General features: G+C 39.8%; 17 protein-coding genes. 10 read left to right on the forward strand and 7 right to left on the reverse strand.

Annotated elements, in window-relative coordinates; all coding sequences use genetic code 11:
- Positions 1-49: 49 nt before the first annotated feature.
- From HCN_RS08685 to HCN_RS08705, 5 genes are all read left to right on the forward strand, one after another.
- Positions 50-607: a hypothetical protein gene (locus HCN_RS08685; protein WP_002955649.1), complete on the forward strand. Its 558-nt coding sequence runs from the start codon at positions 50-52 to the stop codon at positions 605-607.
- 15 nt (positions 608-622) lie between these two features.
- Positions 623-2398, forward strand: a complete 1776-nt coding sequence (locus HCN_RS12615) for a UDP-glucose dehydrogenase family protein (RefSeq protein ID WP_014667267.1) — start codon at positions 623-625, stop codon at positions 2396-2398.
- Between the two features lie 61 nt (positions 2399-2459).
- On the forward strand, positions 2460-3359 hold the full coding sequence (locus HCN_RS08695; RefSeq protein WP_014667268.1) for a toxin-antitoxin system YwqK family antitoxin: 900 nt from the start codon (positions 2460-2462) through the stop codon (positions 3357-3359).
- Positions 3360-3380: 21 nt separating this feature from the next.
- Positions 3381-3578, forward strand: coding sequence for a hypothetical protein (locus tag HCN_RS08700; RefSeq protein ID WP_041309549.1), 198 nt, complete (start codon positions 3381-3383; stop codon positions 3576-3578).
- Between the two features lie 457 nt (positions 3579-4035).
- Entirely contained in the window at positions 4036-4689 is a 654-nt protein-coding gene (locus HCN_RS08705; protein ID WP_002955653.1) for an outer membrane beta-barrel protein, read from the forward strand.
- A gap of 3 nt (positions 4690-4692) precedes the next feature.
- On the opposite strand, the gene HCN_RS08710 is transcribed toward HCN_RS08705, so the two are convergent.
- From HCN_RS08710 to HCN_RS08725, 4 genes are read right to left on the reverse strand one after another with little or no spacing between them, the layout of a single operon-like run.
- On the reverse strand, positions 4693-6087 hold the full coding sequence (locus HCN_RS08710; RefSeq protein ID WP_014667269.1) for an FAD-linked oxidase C-terminal domain-containing protein: 1395 nt from the start codon (positions 6085-6087) through the stop codon (positions 4693-4695).
- 2 nt (positions 6088-6089) lie between these two features.
- Positions 6090-6839, reverse strand: coding sequence for a plasminogen-binding N-terminal domain-containing protein (locus HCN_RS08715; RefSeq protein ID WP_014667270.1), 750 nt, complete (start codon positions 6837-6839; stop codon positions 6090-6092).
- Positions 6840-6850: 11 nt separating this feature from the next.
- Positions 6851-7474: an NUDIX domain-containing protein gene (locus HCN_RS08720; RefSeq protein WP_014667605.1), complete on the reverse strand. Its 624-nt coding sequence runs from the start codon at positions 7472-7474 to the stop codon at positions 6851-6853.
- Between the two features lie 4 nt (positions 7475-7478).
- Positions 7479-8717, reverse strand: coding sequence for a peptidoglycan DD-metalloendopeptidase family protein (locus HCN_RS08725; protein WP_014667271.1), 1239 nt, complete (start codon positions 8715-8717; stop codon positions 7479-7481).
- Between the two features lie 163 nt (positions 8718-8880).
- On the opposite strand from HCN_RS08725, the gene HCN_RS08730 reads away from it, so the two are divergent.
- From HCN_RS08730 to HCN_RS08750, 5 genes are all read left to right on the forward strand, one after another.
- Positions 8881-9072: a hypothetical protein gene (locus HCN_RS08730; RefSeq protein WP_002955659.1), complete on the forward strand. Its 192-nt coding sequence runs from the start codon at positions 8881-8883 to the stop codon at positions 9070-9072.
- 78 nt (positions 9073-9150) lie between these two features.
- Positions 9151-9363 carry a flagellar biosynthesis anti-sigma factor FlgM gene (locus HCN_RS08735; RefSeq protein ID WP_002955660.1) on the forward strand — a complete coding sequence of 71 codons (213 nt, stop codon included), beginning with the start codon at positions 9151-9153 and terminating at the stop codon, positions 9361-9363.
- Between the two features lie 68 nt (positions 9364-9431).
- Positions 9432-9857: a hypothetical protein gene (locus HCN_RS08740; RefSeq protein ID WP_002955661.1), complete on the forward strand. Its 426-nt coding sequence runs from the start codon at positions 9432-9434 to the stop codon at positions 9855-9857.
- An 8-nt stretch (positions 9858-9865) separates the two neighbouring features.
- A complete protein-coding gene (gene flgK / locus HCN_RS08745; RefSeq protein ID WP_014667272.1) occupies positions 9866-11686 on the forward strand; it encodes a flagellar hook-associated protein FlgK in 1821 nt (606 codons plus the stop codon).
- 18 nt (positions 11687-11704) lie between these two features.
- Entirely contained in the window at positions 11705-12466 is a 762-nt protein-coding gene (locus HCN_RS08750) for an EI24 domain-containing protein (RefSeq protein ID WP_014667273.1), read from the forward strand.
- On the opposite strand, the gene HCN_RS08755 is transcribed toward HCN_RS08750, so the two are convergent.
- From HCN_RS08755 to HCN_RS08765, 3 genes are read right to left on the reverse strand one after another with little or no spacing between them, the layout of a single operon-like run.
- The gene (locus HCN_RS08755) at positions 12463-12858 is read right to left on the reverse strand and encodes a hypothetical protein (RefSeq protein ID WP_002955666.1); all 396 of its coding nucleotides are present in this window, start codon (positions 12856-12858) and stop codon (positions 12463-12465) included. The two genes, HCN_RS08750 and HCN_RS08755, sit on opposite strands and share 4 nt — an antisense overlap.
- Positions 12842-14524, reverse strand: coding sequence for an AAA family ATPase (locus HCN_RS08760; protein ID WP_014667274.1), 1683 nt, complete (start codon positions 14522-14524; stop codon positions 12842-12844). Before HCN_RS08760 ends, HCN_RS08755 begins: the two co-directional genes overlap by 17 nt.
- On the reverse strand, positions 14511-15794 hold the full coding sequence (locus HCN_RS08765) for a MiaB/RimO family radical SAM methylthiotransferase (RefSeq protein WP_014667275.1): 1284 nt from the start codon (positions 15792-15794) through the stop codon (positions 14511-14513). The genes HCN_RS08760 and HCN_RS08765 overlap by 14 nt, the downstream gene beginning before the upstream one ends.
- Between the last annotated feature and the right edge of the window lie 34 nt (positions 15795-15828).

Below are 15828 nucleotides of genomic sequence, written 5' to 3' on the forward strand. Positions count from 1 at the left end.
CTTAAGCTAGAATAAATCCGTTTTTAAATTTCACTTTCAAGGAGACATAATGAGGTTATTACACACATTTGGGACTTTTGCATTTGGAGCTTTTGGTTTAGGGTTATTGTTAGCAGGGTGCTTTTCTGGTGAGCCTAGCACACCACAGGATAATGGGGAAATTACACAAATTTGCAATGAGCCAAAATATACCATTGCCCTTGGTAAGATTGAGACAACAAAGGAAAATATCCTTTCAAAAAAAGATTTTCAAGTAATCTTAGATGAAAGCCTTGCTAAAAGCGGTTGCTTTAAGATTGAATCTAAAATAAGCCCAACAAACTATACGCTTAACATCAAATATGGCTTTGAGATTCAAGAGACAAAAGAAGACACAAGTGCCATTAGCACCAAGGATAGTGCGACTTTAAAAAGCGATGTAAGCTTCACAATGACAAATAAGACAAACACGATTCAGCAAAATGCAACAAGTACATTGAAGATGAGTGAGAAAAAATATCTTGGCGTTGGCGATGAGCTAGAAATCACGCAAGATCAAAAGCAAAATGTCATTAGACGCTCACTCCGCACGATTTTTAATAACCTTTCAAATATGCCTAGCAAATAAGCTTTAAGGATACAAATGCAGGTTACGATTATTGGTAGTGGGTATGTAGGGCTTGTGGCTGGGGCGTGTTTTGCCCAAATGGGAAATGAAGTGATTTGCCTTGATGTAGATTCTAAAAAGATAGAATCTTTAAAGCAAGGCAAAATCCCTATCTATGAGCCGGGCTTAGAAGAAATGGTGCGTGAGAATGCTAGGCTTAAAACTTTGCGTTTTAGCACGGACAAAAAGGAAGCTATCTCAAATGCGGAAGTGATTTTTATCGCTGTTGGCACACCAATGGGTGAAGATGGCAGTGCGGATTTAAGCTTTGTCAAAGCTGTGGCACAGGACATTGGCAGTCATATAGAGCGAAAATATGTCGTGGTGGTGGATAAAAGCACAGTGCCGGTTGGGACGGCTAGAGAGGTGAGAAGAATCATAGAATCTGCGTTAATCAAAAGAGGGAGGCATTCAGCTTGTCAAGGCAATTCGTCTTTGGGTAATCATAGTAGCGATTTTGTGGATTCTAGGACAACCTCAGACTCTTTGTCTAGCTCTGCCCTAGAATCCACAAAAAAAAGCCCCACTAGCAATACCGCAAATACTAGAATTGTAGAGATTCAAAGCCTAGAATCTGGAGTAGATTCCGCAACTTCCAAAGTGGCAAAGCACGACTTTGCCACAGATAAAATCAATAGTAGCGATTCACAAAGTGAAACGCCCACTTTAGAGGCGCTGTCGGGGTGGGGGATTGCTAAGGGGGAGGGAGCGACCTCGCCTAATTCAAGCCTCTCCCCCTTAGCTCAAAAAAAAGAAGCAGAACAAAATCCCTTTTTGCGAAAAGAAAACAATGAAAACAACGATGATTTTTTAGAATCTAACATTCATCACTCAACTGAAATGCAACCCATTGCATTTGATGTCGTAAGCAACCCCGAATTTCTCAAAGAAGGCGTTGCCATAAAAGACTTTATGAGTCCAGATAGAGTGGTTATCGGCACAGATTCTACAAGGGCATTAGAAGTGATGAGAGCCTTGTATGCACCATTTTTATTGAAAAGCGATAGGTTCATTGCGATGGGGATAGAATCTGCGGAGATGACAAAATATGCAGCAAATGCAATGCTTGCTACAAAGATTAGCTTTATTAATGAGATGAGTCAAATCTGTGAGCGTGTGGGGGCAAATATCAATGATGTGCGGCAGGGCATAGGCAGCGACTCACGCATAGGATATAGCTTTATTTACCCGGGCTGTGGGTATGGCGGGAGCTGCTTCCCTAAAGATGTAAGGGCGTTAGAAAAGAGTGCAAAAGATGTGGGCTACACGGCAAAGATTTTGCAGGCGGTGCAGGAAGTCAATGAAAAGCAAAAAATGTTTTTGGTGGAAAAAATAGTCAAGCATTTTGGGGAGAATCTGCAAGGGCTTAGCTTTTGTGTATGGGGGCTTAGTTTTAAGCCAGAGACTGATGATATGCGTGAGGCAAGCTCTTTGGTGTTAATAAATGAGCTAACTAAGCGTGGGGCAAGGATACAAGCCTATGATCCAAAGGCATACGAACAAGCAAGATTCTATCTCAAAGATAGGCTAGATTCTATTACATTTATGGAGAGTAAATATAGTGCGTTGCAGGGCTGTGCAGCGTTGGTGCTGCTAACTGAATGGCGGGAGTTTAGAAGTCCTGATTTTGGCGAAATAGCAAAGCTGTTAAAAGAGCCTATTATCTTTGATGGACGAAATATTTATCAGCATTGTGGCTTAGAATCTAAGGGCTTTGCGTATTATCAAATTGGGGTTGCACAGAGGGCTTAAAAACATACCATTTAATAAAAAAGCCGATTGTAAAAGTTAGGATTCTATAAAAGGAGTGTGTATGCTAAAAAGTATTGTAATTTTTATGGGTATGATAGGCTTTCTTATGGGGGCGGAGCTTGAGATACGCACCACGACAATGGGAACGGTTGGTGAGGTCAAGCAGATTCGTGTGAGCTACATTAAAGGCACAGACATTAAGCACGGGCGTGAGGCGTGGTATGATGAGAGTGGGCGTTTGCTTCATCAAATGCACTATATTAATGGACGCAAAGAGGGGCGAGAAATGCAGTATTCCCAAGATGGCGAAGTGCTGTATGATGCGAACTACAAAAACAATAAGCTAGATGGATTAGCCCAAGAGTTTTATCCGCAAAGTATTTTGAAAGCAGAAATGACCTATGATGAGGGTAAAATCATCGGCAAGGCAAAGTGGTATCACTCAAATGGCACACTTGCTAAAGAAGCAGATTATAATGATGGAATCTTGGAGAGCAAAGTCGTAGAATACTATGATAATGGTAAGGTCTCTCGGCAATATGCCTATAAGCAGGGCAAGATTGAGGGGGTAAGTCGGGGATTTTTTAAAAGTGGTAAAATTGCCGAGATGGTAAATTACCGCGATGGCAAGAAAAATGGCGATATGAAGCAGTATGATGAGAATGGGCTGGTGCGTGCAGAGGCGAGTTTTGAAGATGATGAGAAAGTCGGCAAAGAGCGAACCTTTGATGAAAATGGCAATCTTGTAACGCAGCGTATTTACAGCACAGGCTCTCCCAAAAAGGTGGAAGTGAGCTGGTTTTATCCCAATGGCAAACTCAAGCTTGAAATGCTCTATGAAAATAATCAAGCTATATGGCAGAAAGAATACAACCAAAAAGGCGAAATCACCGCAAAGCTAGACTGCCAAGCACAAAGTTGTCTTCCGGGCTTAAGCGAAGTAAGAACACGGGGGGATTAGTTTTTAGATTCTGTTTTCACATTGTATTGCTTTGAAGCCTTAAGGATTGCCTACCTAGCATTTTTACAAGGCAAACTTACAAGCCTTGAATCTCTAAAACAAGAGCTGTTTTTTCATACTTGTCAATTAGCCAAACGCCAAGCTACCTTTAACCGCACACAATTCCCCAAAATCACACTTTTACCAAAACAAGATTTACAAAAAAAGAGAGATTTATAAACTTTTAGCTACTTAAGACAAAGACTGATTAAGATTCTTGAATCTTGCCAGAAAAATAGAACAATACGAAAACCTATTACACAAGGAACTTTTGTGTGCACTTTGGACTTCAATTTTTCGAGATTTATGACAAGAAAAGGAAGTCATATCCGTAAGATTTGTTTATTCGATGGCGAATATTATATAAAGGACTTTTTTGATGAGACAAACTAGCTCATATCTAAGCCCATTTTGCCGGGATTCAAAATATTATTTTGAGTCAAATGCCTTTATGATAATCTAAAAATATTTATTTGTAATTAATGTTTATCTGCGTCTATTTCCAATATCAACTCAATTTATTTTGTTACTTTTTGTGATTAATTTTTGTAAATCTCCGTTTTTTTTTTTTTGTCAAAGAATTAGATTTTTTTCAAATAGAATTTGGCCTTAATTTCGCTGGGGAGTTAGAATATCAATGAAAAAAGTTTTTGTAGTAATTCTTTTAAGCTTATCATTGAGCTCAAACATACTTGCCCAAGAAAAAAGTGGCTTATTTCTTGGGGCAACGGGAGGGCTTGGCTTTATAACGGGCGTATTTTTTGATACAGCTGGTAATGACACATCGTGGGATAGTGTGCTAATGAAAGAAACAACCTACTCAACCGCACTTGGCATAAAAGGCGGATATCAGTATTGGTTTTCTCCACGCGTTGGTGTTAGGACATATTTGCAATATGATTTCAATTCTGGTCGCACTTGGCACATCAAAAATGATAAATTATTTATCCATTTTCAACACTCAACCGGCAATATGGACTTAATGATTAATTTCCTTAACACAGAATCTTTTTCACTAGGTGTATTTGGTGGGTTTGGGCTAGGCTATACTATCAGCACTTGGAATAATGCAGACATTCTTAACTTTCTTCAAAACAAATATGATTATTTTGGATTAGCATTTATTACGAATGTAGGCGTTTCAGCGACTTTTACACAACAGCACAAAGTTGAACTTGGCTTAAGATTCCCCCGATTGCCTATATTTTATCAAAGCCTTGAGTCGCAAAACAGAAGTGGCTTTGGATTCACAGCAGCAAGTGTGAATCTAAGCTATTCTTACATATTTTAGCCATTACTTCATATCTAAGCCCATTTTGCCGGGATTAAGAATATTATTTGGATCAAATGCTTTTTTGATATTCGCAAATAAACTCATCTCCGCTTCACTAAAGGCTAAACGCATAAAAGGGGCTTTTGACAAGCCTATGCCGTGTTCCCCACTAAGAGTGCCTTCAAGCTCAATGGCGATTTTAAAAATCTCCTCTATACACGCATAGCCCCTTTGCATAGATTGTGCATCATTTGGATCACTCACCATTACATTTACATGCACATTCCCATCGCCCGTATGCCCAAAGCAAGGAATCTTAAAGCCATATTCTTTGCTTAGAATCCCAATGCGTTTAAGTAGCTCCGGCAAGGCTGAACGCGGCACGGTAATATCTTCATTGAGCTTTTTCTTACCATAAATGGTGATACTTTGGCTGACATTCCGCCTTGCAAACCACAAATCCGCCGCTTCATCATCAATTTGAGCGATTTTGAACTCCACACAACCATTTGCCTTAAAGCATTCCTGCAAAACTTCAAGCTGAAAGTCTAACTGCTCTGGCAAATCCCCATCAACTTGCGTGATGAGAATAGCCCCCGCTTGAGTTGGTAGCCCCTTGTGGAATCGCTCCTCAACCGCACAAATACTCAAATTATCCAAAAACTCCATTGCCACAGGCGTAATGCCACTTGCCATACTTTTATACACTGCATTCATCGCTGATTCTATATCAGCAAACACGCCCATAGCCGAGCGTGTGAGCTTTGGCTTGGCAATAAGCTTGAGCGTAATTTCTGTAATAACAGCTAAAGAGCCTTCACTTGCTATTAAGATTCCAGCAACATTGAATCCTGCTACATCTTTTATCGTCTTTTTTCCTGCACGAATCACATCGCCATTTGGCAAAACCGCACGCAATGCCATCACATAATCTTTTGTGATTCCATATTTCGCCGCTCGCATACCTCCAGCATTTTCACTGACATTGCCTCCAAGTGTGCTGTATTCCTGACTTGCAGGATCTGGCGGATAGAATAAGCCCTTTGCCTCCACCGCTTCTTGAAACGCCTTATTCACCACGCCGGGTTGCACTCTAGCGATAAGATTTTTTTCATCAATTTCTAAGATTCTATTAAAATGCTTTTCTAATGCTAAAACAATCCCCCTTTGAACGGGCAATGCCCCACCGGTAAAGCCACTTCCCGCCCCTCTAGGAATAACAGGAATCTTTTGATCATTGCAATAGGCTAAAACCGCACTGACATCTTGCTCATTCCTAGGAAACACCACTGCATCAGGCTCATAACGCTCCCTTGTCGCATCGTAGCAATACGCCACCAAATGTGCCTTGTCATCATAGCAATTCTCTTCCCCTACCATTTGCTTAATGGCTTGAATATGTCGCTTGTGTAGCATAATCACTCCTTATTTGTGGGATCAAAAGCTTTAAGGCTTGGGTTTAAAAGCTCATCATAATAGCTAAAATATTGACGCGATTTTTTTGAACGCAACTTGCTTGCGAGTGATCCGGTATCAATATTAGCAATGCGTGAAAAAAATGGTGCTTGGGTTGTCTCTAGCTCTGGCTTAGTAAAGGGCTGCACTTCAAGCAGGGCAAAACTTTGGCAATCAAGCACATTTAGCCCATTTGACGCCAAAATATACACAAGCCCTATGCTATATGCGTTACAAAACTTACGCAAATGCTTGGGCTTTGGGTCATTAATGCCATCTTTTGCCAAAAACGCCGCAAACAAATCAATATGCACAAAATGCGTTGGATTGGTAGATAGAATCTTATTGTAACTCTCTTGATTTGGAGCAATAGCAATGGCTTTATTATAAAACCCACCAAAGATCACCTTATCATCTTTTGTTGGTGTAGCTTGTGGTGTGGGGAGATATTTTTGTGCGATATTTTCAAAATGAGCAAATCTCGCATACGCATTGCCACTCTCAATCTGCTCAATCACAGCACTTGCGATAATGACATTATAATCCCCATTTTGTGCTAGAACAATCCCACTTTGCCCCACTCTCAATCCATTAGCCTCAAAGGTGAGTATTTTGCCCTTCACTTCTGCTATATTTTTTGACACAGGCTCAAGATTGAGCGCAAAGCCCATACTCACCGCACATACAATACCTAACCACAATCGCCACAACATAAATTCTCCTTCTATTTATTCACATATTTTTTATTTCTTAAAAACCACATCACGCCAAAGGCTAAGCCGGGCGTTTTTGTCTTGCTTTCATCATATAAAAACTGCTCTAAACAATCCACCTTAACAAACACAGATTCAATCACTTCTCCATCAATACCCCCACCTGTGCTAACCCTATCATTTTCATTAATTTCAGCATAAAAAAGGTTTTGTTTTGCCCCGCTATGCCCTACCGCTGTGGCAAAAGAAGTGATATATTCTAAGCTATTGACCTTATATCCACACTCTTCTTCTACCTCTTCTTTAGCGATTTGCTCCACGCTCTTGCCCTTTTTATCCACAAGCCCAGCACATAGCTCATAAGTGTAGCCAACCTCATCTTGAGTCTTTGAATCTGTCCTAGATTCTAAATGTGATTCTCCAAAATGACGCACGAATACCGGCGGACGAAACTGCTTAACAAACAACAAACTTTGCTTTTGTGTGTGATAGAGCAAAACAGAGACAGAATCTAGACTATGGATAAAATCCCAACTGCGTTTTGCCCCATTTTCCACATAAAGCATACGGCGAGGTTTGATATAGGCTGAATCCACACATTCACAAAAGCTTATATCTGTAATAATGGACTTCATTAGACTACTTCCCTTGTGGATTTTGCCGTGTGGATTCAGCAGAATCGGCAGAAGTGCTAGATTTAGAATCTTCGTCTGCTTCACTCGGTGTAAGACTAAAGCTTTCATTTGCCACAATGCTATTGCCACCTTTTTCCAACGCCTCTTGCAAAAGTGGGATAAAGCTTTCACTCACAGCCATAAACTTCTCTTTTTCCTTACCTTGTAGCTCTTTACTTACCGCCTTGACACTTGAAAGCGGATTAATAGGCACATTATTGCGATACAGCCCAAAATGCAAATGTGGTCCTGTGCTTAAGCCTGTTGAGCCAACGCGTCCTATAAGCTGTCCCCGTTTGACTTTTTTGCCACTTTTCATACCTGAAGCAAAGGAATTCATATGTGCGTAAAGGGTTTTAAGATTATTCTCGTGGCGGATTTCAATAAGATTCCCATATCCGCCCCGCTTACCTGCAAAAATCACAACCCCATCAGCAGCTGCGACAATGGGCGTGCCTTTGGGTGCGGCATAATCCACCGCATAATGTGGGCGAATCGTGCCTAAAATCGGGTGTTTTCTACCAAGTGAAAAGCGTGAGCTAATCCTTGCTCCAGCCACCGGCGTTTGTAGCAAAAAGCCTTGAATCTCCTTGCCGTCCTTATTGTAATAACGCCCATTATTGAATCTAAAAATATAATGTGGCTTTTTGTTGATCTCTACAACCGCAGCTTTAATATTTGCATTTTTAAGCGGTTTGCCTAAGCGATATTTGCGATCATAAATTACTGCTAGTCTATCGCCCTTTTGGATAGAGCGAAAATTGACACTATTTTTGTATGCGTTTAAAAACTCACTCACAAGCCCATTATCGCGTGTCATCTCAAGTAAATCTTGATAGGGAGAACTTTGAATAGAAAGACTGATTGTTTGCTCTTGTTCAAAATAAATCATCGGTGCGAAATCAAGCTTAAACTCGCCATCTCGCTTAAAAATATGAATCTGCATACCATCGCCTATGGGAATAAGTGCCTGTAATAATTCCTCATTATCATCTAAAAGTGTGTAGTATGTAACACCCGCATATACCTCCGAAGTTAGCTCCCTATCTTTTGGAGGGAGATTGTAATATACGCTTGTTGGAATATTATACTTTTGAAAAAAAGCAAAAAATGTATATCCACTCTCCCAAATTTGACTATATGCAGTCGCTCCAAAGCTTAGACTACTCCACAAACTTAACAATACAATCGCTTTTTTCACCATAGAATACCTTAAATAAAATGATTTGGGGTTTTAAAATTGCTCTTTTTAAAATGCTGGATTCTAGTATAAAAATTTTAATAAAAAATGCTAGAATACGATTTTGCACTTTTGGCATTCTTTTTGCTGTCTCTTTTGTAGCAGGAGTATTTTTAAGGAGTGAAATATGAGCATAGGCTTGAAAAATTGGCTATTCCCTACAATCAGTTTTGTTGCATTTTTGTATGTGATGCTGTTGCTTGGGATTTGGACATATCGCGTTGATGCCAGTAAGCCTTTGTTTAGCTCTGATGGAAGCTCTAAAAGTGTAACAACACTCAAAGACTTTAAGCAAGAAATGCAAGGCTATGTAAAATAAAGAGTGTGTCAAACAGCTAAAGTTTTTTAAACATTAGCCGATTTGGCATTAATCGCACATCAATAAAAGGGGTATCTTATGGTAAATGGTATCAATACAAGCATAAAAGCAACAGCAGCTCTCAATAGAGATATAATCTCAAAGCAAAGTGAGAATAATGAAGTCAAAGAAAAAGAGCAAGTGCAGCTCTCTCGTGCTGAACAAATCAAAGAGCAAATCAAAAATGGCGAGTATAAGATTGATTTGCAACAAACTTCCGAAAAAATGGCATCAAATTTGCTTAACCTTTAAGAACTATCCATTGTGGCTTGTTTGTCTAAAAAAGCAGGTTAAACAATGGATCTTTGAAGGATTAGGCTATGCTACACACTTATATCAATGGTGCTATCGCTGATTTAGAAGCACTCATAGAATTAACACAACTTGATAACGCCGACATTCAAGTGGCGAACCACGAAGCGATTTTTGCTAGAGTTGAGCAAAAGGATTCTCTTGTGAAAGCATTTGAAAACAAAAAATCGCTCTTACAGCAAGAAATGCTTTTACTTTGTGAAAAAAATCCACATAAATCACTCCAAGATCTTTTAAAGCAAGAAACTAGTGCATTACTTGATACAATGCGTGGAAAATTAGAAGAGCTAAAAACCCTTAATGCCAATTACGCACGAAGTGTGTTTGCTGTGGCAGAGTTTTATAACTCCCTTATCCAAAGGGTTATTCCACACGAAAACAATGGCTACGGGCATAACCGCCCACAAAGCCATATTCTTAAGATTCAGGCATAGGCTAGATTATGGGTGGCATTCTCTCATCTCTCAATACTTCCTACACAGGCTTACAAGCTCATCAACTTATGGTTGATGTAACGGGTAATAATATCTCAAATGCAAGTGATGAGTTTTATAGTCGTCAGCGTGTGCTTGTCCGCCCAGAAAAACCTCTATACTTTCAAGATTATAATCTCGGCAGGGGCGTGAGTGTAGAGACGATTCAAAGAATCCACGATGAATTTGTCTTTAATCGCTACCGCAAAGCCGCAGAAGAAGCACAATACTATGATACGCATTTCACAACCTTGCGTGAAGCTTCAGCCTTTTTCCCAGAAGTTGATGGTGTGGGAATCTACAATGATTTAGAAGAGTATTTTAACTCGTGGAAAGACCTAGCTAAAAACTCCACAGACCCAGCCCAAAAGCAAGTCCTTGCCAAGAACTCCCAAGTGCTTAGCACAAATATTAAAGACACAAGAGCTAGGCTTGTGCGATTACAACAAAAAGCAAGTGAAGAGCTTGAAGTAACGATTAATGAAGTTAATCGTATTGCCAAGGAAATCGCCCACATTAATGGCAAACTCAAAGAAATGGAAGACCAAAGAGAGTTAAAACAAGCCAATGAATTACGCGATAGACGCGATGAGCTAGAATACAATCTCCAAACGCTCGTAGGGGCAAATGTCTTTAAAAATCACCTAGATTCTAACGCTTCCATACACCCAAAACTTGCAGACTTTGATGATGAGTATGTGCTTAATATCGGTTTTGGTTTTAATATCGTTGATGGGGCGATGTATCACCCCATTGTGCTTAAAAAAGATGATAATCATCTCAATTTAAACCGCGTATATTTTCAAGGTGATGACTTCAAAACCGTTGAAATCACAGATAAAATCGTGCAGGGCAAAGCCGGCTCACTCATTAGCCTATATAATTCCGGGGCAGATGGCACAAGAGTAGGTAAGATTCAAGATTATATCAATCATTTAGATATTTTCGCAAAAGGCTTTATTGAAGCGACAAACAGCATTTATTCACAAAGTGCGGCAACGCAAATCCGCAGCGATAAGCTTGATGTGTGGAGCTTGAATGCCCTTGTAGATAGCAACTATAATATTAAAGAGGGAAGTTTTGATGTTGTTGTATATAGCACACAAGGCGAAGAAATCGCACGCAAAACCATCACTATTGATAGAATCACCACAATGCACGATGTGGTAAAAGCCATTAACGAAAACACCGATGACAATAATGATAATAACGCCCTAAATGATGTTGATGACTATTTTCGTGCGTATTATGATAATGGCACAAAGGAGTTTAATATCCTATCAAAGAATCCATCGCAAGGCTTGTATGTGGCGATTCAGGATAATGGCAGTAATTTCACCGGGGCTTTTGGGCTAAATAAGTTTTTTAATGGAGAAGACGCACACGATATTGCCTTAAATCAAGAATATGCTAAAGACGCTACACTTATACGCCCTTGGCTTACCCCCGTAAATGGGAACTTTGATGTGGCAAATATGATGCAACAGCTCCAATATGATGATGTGGATTTTTATGTCAATAAGTATGAAAAAAAACAGATGAGAATCCCAGAGTATTTTCAGTTCCTAGCTGGACGCGTGGCAAACCAAACCGAAGCCGCCCAACGCACAAAAGAGACTAAAGATTCTGTCCTATCTGCCGTGAAAAAGGAGCATTTAGCTATCTCGCAAGTAAGCCTTGATGAAGAAATGGTAAATCTCATTAAATTCCAAGGCGGTTATGCGGCAAATGCTAAAGTCATCACAACCATTGATCGTATGATAGAAACCCTGCTTGGTATCAAGCAATAAGCATAATAAAGCTTAGTTATGCAAACTTCATCATCTTCTCTATTTACACTCTTGGGCAAAAGTCTCAATGACTTTTTTTCCGCTAAGATTCTAACACTCACCCTTTTCCCAACACTCTTTGGCATTATGCTTTGGGGCGGTGTGCTTTATATTTTTGGCAATGAGATTTACACCTATCTTTCACAAATGCTTTTAGGCTTTATGCCCGATTGGCTCAATATGCAAGGCACGGCACAAAGCATTTTAAATGGCATTATCCATTTTAGCCTATCCTTTGCTCTTTATACTTTGTTTGGAATCTTTTTTCTTATAGCGATTTTGCTTACAAATATGCTTTTTTCCATTTTCTACACGCCCTTTATCGTGGAATATGTGCGGGTAAGAAGCTACCCCCACTTACCAAAGGCGGAGTTTGGCTCTCTTTTTGAGTGTATTTTTGTATTTATCAAAAATTTTTTACTTTTTGCACTTTTAGCCCTTCTCTCACTTTTTTTATACCTTGTGCCACTTATTGGCTCACTGCTTGGCTCTTTTGGCTTATTTCTCGTGTGGTATTTGTTTTTTAAAAATATGACTTTTTATGATGTGGGTAGTGCTAGTATGGAAAAATCACATTTTCAATCTATCAATCAAACGCGTTTTTTTACAAATCACGCCTACGCCCTAAGTGCTTATCTCTTAAACTATGTGCCGTTTTTTAATTTTTTTCTTATGCCATTGCAGATTCTGCTTATCACGCATTATTTTTTCACAAGGCTAAATGAAAATATAACAAGCTAGTCAAATTTACAATGCTTATAATATCTCACAATACCGCAACTCGCAAAAAGCTCCATAGATTCTATACTGCTTTCACGCCCCATATATATGTCTATATCCACATTTGAATCCACTAAGCCAAGCAAACTATGCAATTCAATCGGTGGGGCAAAAAGTATAAGATTCTGCACTCTTAGAATCTCTTGTGTCGCCCCCTTTGTCTGCCTATGCTCCCCATATTTTTCCAAACGCTCTAATGTCCGCTCCACCGCCCTTTTTGCTGAATCTACGCGGGGAGACAAGCCAAACGCCCCATAGCCTATAATCACATAAGGGTTTAGCCCCGCTCTTGCTAGAATCTGCTCTAGGATTCTAGCAAGAGCCTGATTAGCACTTTCACAGACTTGCTTCATAAATGGCTTTTATCTCTTCTTTGCTCAAACGCTCCTTTGCCAAAAGCTCCTTTGCTGCTTTTTCAAGCAAGGGCTTAGCGTTTGTAAGAAACTCGCTCATTTCCTTTTGTGCCGTGTCTAAGATATACGCCACATCGCTCACATCGCCCAAAAGTCGCTCCGCCATACCATATTCCGCACACATCTGCGTAGCAATCTCTTTTGCCCTAGCCACATCATCTTTAGCATTGCTAAAACTTTGCTGATAAATAAGCTTTGTGGCAATATTCCCAGCTAATGCTACTTTAATCTTACTCATAAGCTCTTGCTTACTAATCAATTCCTTATCCACCTGCTTAAAGCTCTCCCCCACAAGCCCAATCTTATCAAAATCAACTTCTAGCCAATACGCACTTAACGCCTTTGCCCCTTGATAAATAGCTAGAATCTCCTTTTCTTTCTCGCTCAAACTCAAAGCCTTCTTTTTCCCCACAAGCACCTTATCCTTTGTCGCTAAAATATCTTCCTGTGTTATCTCTTGTCGTTTATGTCGCAGTGCATTTAACGCACTCTCATTTACCAATGCTGCTAATGCCGCCCCGCTAAAGCCCACGCACAAACGTGCAATGTGATGAATATCTAGGCTATGCTTTTTGCCACGCAAATACAGCTCTAAAATAGATTCTCTCTCCTGCAAATTAGGCAATTCCACATAAATGCGTCTATCAAACCGCCCACTTCTTAATAACGCTTCATCTAGCACTTCAATCTTGTTTGTCGCGGCAATCACAATCACCCCACTTGAATCTTCAAATCCGTCCATTTCGGTTAAAAGCTGATTGAGTGTTGCCTCACGCTCATCACTCCTAGCATTGCCCCTTGCTTTCCCCACCGCATCAATCTCATCAATAAAAACAATACTCGGTGCATTTGCCTTTGCCTTTAAAAATAGCTCTCTTACGCGTTTAGCACCCATTCCTGCATAAATCTGTACAAAGCTAGAGCCACTTTGATAGAAAAATGGCACATTTGCTTCCCCAGCCACAGCCTTTGCAATCATCGTTTTTCCCACACCGGGAGGTCCTACAAGCAGCACTCCCTTAGGCAGAGCAATGCCTAAATCTTGATAGAATCTAGGATTTTTAAGATAATCAATAATTTCTAATAACTCTTCCTTAACTTCACTAATCCCAGCAACATCTTTAAATCTCACTCTAGAATCTAAGGGCATATATGTTTGCACACCAAGAGACACAGGCGTTTCCATAGGCGTTTCACTCTCACGCAAAAACTCTGCCCTTTTGTTTTCACGCATTTTTGGCTTTTTAAACAATAATCGCAATGCTTGAAACAGCACCGCTAAACCCAAAATCAGCACAATCACTATGCCAAGATTGCCCAAAATCTCGCTAAAAAAATGCTGATTTTTGATTGTTACAGGTTTATCTAACGCCCATAGTTTAGAATCTAAGCCCTCTCCATAAGCCTTATACCGCTTGTTTTCAAGTGTAAAATAAATATATTGTGTATCATAGATAATATCACTCACGCTTTGATTTGTAAGCAAATGCTCTGCCTCCTTAGCACTCACAAGCTCTATATTATCTTTTAACACCAGCACTAAGCCTAGTGCGATAACAAGCACAAGCCCTACAAGCCCTATAATCAAACTTTTAGATTTTGCCATTATTCTGCTCCATTGCTATATCATAGTCCTTAAAAGTCAGCCACTGCCCGATAAGATTATCTTTTTCACTCTCAAATCTCATACGATTAAAAAATTCATCTAGCCCCGTATAGACAAAACCATCGCTAGATTCTATATTACTAGATTCTATTTTGCTTTCACACAGCACATTAAGCGGTATCTTATGGGCTTTTCTAAATGCAACATTATTTTGTGCCACAATGTCTTTAAGCGTATGCAGTCTTTGCTTACTCACATCGCCCTTAATGTCATTTTTCATCGTGCTTGAAGGTGTTCCATCGCGTTTACTATATACAAAGGGGTGCAAATGTGTGAGTGGAAAAAGCTTAAAATTTGCTAATGCCTTTTCCCACACAGATTCACTTTCCCCCGGATGCCCCACAATAAAATCACTCCCCAAGCAAAAGCCTTTTTGAGCGAAATAATTAAAAAGCTCCAAATCACTCTCCACACGATTATGCCTATTCATAATCTCTAGCATTGTATCGCTTGTATGTTGCAAAGCAATATGCAAATGCTTCTCCATTATAGGCAGCTCTAGCACTTCTTTAAACTCACTATCAATTTGACTAGGCTCAAGGCTACCTATACGCAAACGCCTTAACACCCCTAAATTATAAATCTCTCTTATAAGCCCTGCTAGATTAGAATCTAAATCCCTACCATAGCTCCCCACATTTGTGCCTGTTAGCACCACTTCGCTAATGCCAGATTCAGCTAAAGTAAGAATCTGCTTTAAAATCTTATCTTTTGGGTATGATCTCGCCTTGCCCCTAACACTAGGGATAATACAATAGCTACACGCAAAATCACAGCCCTCTTGAATCTTCAAAAATGCTCTTGACTTCCCTGCAAACTCACTTACAATCGTGCTATCAATATGCTCCGGGCTATCTTCTTTATGAAAAAACCGCTCCTTATTTTGAAGCAATTCATCAATATTTTCCTTAAAACTATGGGCAAACACCCCATAAGCAAGATTGAGTGAAAAGACTTCCTGCCCCCTTGTGCCAACGCCACAGCCTGTGAAATACACCTTTTTATTTAAATCTCGCATTTTATGCAAATAGCCACGCACACCAGCATCTGCCCCATTTGTTACCGTGCAGGAATTGACAATCACAATATCCGCTTCACTCTCACATTCCACGCATTCAAACTGCCCTAAGTTACTTTTCATCACCTGCGTATCAAAGAGATTTGTGCGGCAGCCAAAGGTTTTAAAATATACTTTTTTTAATGCACTCATAACGCTCCTTTAATGTCTCCCTAGAATCTACATT

This window comes from Helicobacter cinaedi PAGU611 (assembly GCF_000284635.1).
GTDB classification, from domain to species: domain Bacteria; phylum Campylobacterota; class Campylobacteria; order Campylobacterales; family Helicobacteraceae; genus Helicobacter_C; species Helicobacter_C cinaedi.

Coding starts and splice junctions, on each gene's coding strand:
- HCN_RS08730 (WP_002955659.1), top strand. CDS start 8,881: ATGAGCATAGGCTTGAAAAATTGGCTATTCCCTACAATCAGTTTTGTT.
- HCN_RS08685 (WP_002955649.1), top strand. CDS start 50: ATGAGGTTATTACACACATTTGGGACTTTTGCATTTGGAGCTTTTGGT.
- HCN_RS08760 (WP_014667274.1), bottom strand. CDS start 14,524: ATGGCAAAATCTAAAAGTTTGATTATAGGGCTTGTAGGGCTTGTGCTT.
- HCN_RS08715 (WP_014667270.1), bottom strand. CDS start 6,839: ATGTTGTGGCGATTGTGGTTAGGTATTGTATGTGCGGTGAGTATGGGC.
- HCN_RS08695 (WP_014667268.1), top strand. CDS start 2,460: ATGCTAAAAAGTATTGTAATTTTTATGGGTATGATAGGCTTTCTTATG.
- HCN_RS08720 (WP_014667605.1), bottom strand. CDS start 7,474: ATGAAGTCCATTATTACAGATATAAGCTTTTGTGAATGTGTGGATTCA.
- HCN_RS08765 (WP_014667275.1), bottom strand. CDS start 15,794: ATGAGTGCATTAAAAAAAGTATATTTTAAAACCTTTGGCTGCCGCACA.
- HCN_RS08735 (WP_002955660.1), top strand. CDS start 9,151: ATGGTAAATGGTATCAATACAAGCATAAAAGCAACAGCAGCTCTCAAT.
- HCN_RS08710 (WP_014667269.1), bottom strand. CDS start 6,087: ATGCTACACAAGCGACATATTCAAGCCATTAAGCAAATGGTAGGGGAA.
- HCN_RS08750 (WP_014667273.1), top strand. CDS start 11,705: ATGCAAACTTCATCATCTTCTCTATTTACACTCTTGGGCAAAAGTCTC.
- HCN_RS08740 (WP_002955661.1), top strand. CDS start 9,432: ATGCTACACACTTATATCAATGGTGCTATCGCTGATTTAGAAGCACTC.
- HCN_RS08755 (WP_002955666.1), bottom strand. CDS start 12,858: ATGAAGCAAGTCTGTGAAAGTGCTAATCAGGCTCTTGCTAGAATCCTA.
- HCN_RS12615 (WP_014667267.1), top strand. CDS start 623: ATGCAGGTTACGATTATTGGTAGTGGGTATGTAGGGCTTGTGGCTGGG.
- HCN_RS08725 (WP_014667271.1), bottom strand. CDS start 8,717: ATGGTGAAAAAAGCGATTGTATTGTTAAGTTTGTGGAGTAGTCTAAGC.
- flgK (WP_014667272.1), top strand. CDS start 9,866: ATGGGTGGCATTCTCTCATCTCTCAATACTTCCTACACAGGCTTACAA.
- HCN_RS08705 (WP_002955653.1), top strand. CDS start 4,036: ATGAAAAAAGTTTTTGTAGTAATTCTTTTAAGCTTATCATTGAGCTCA.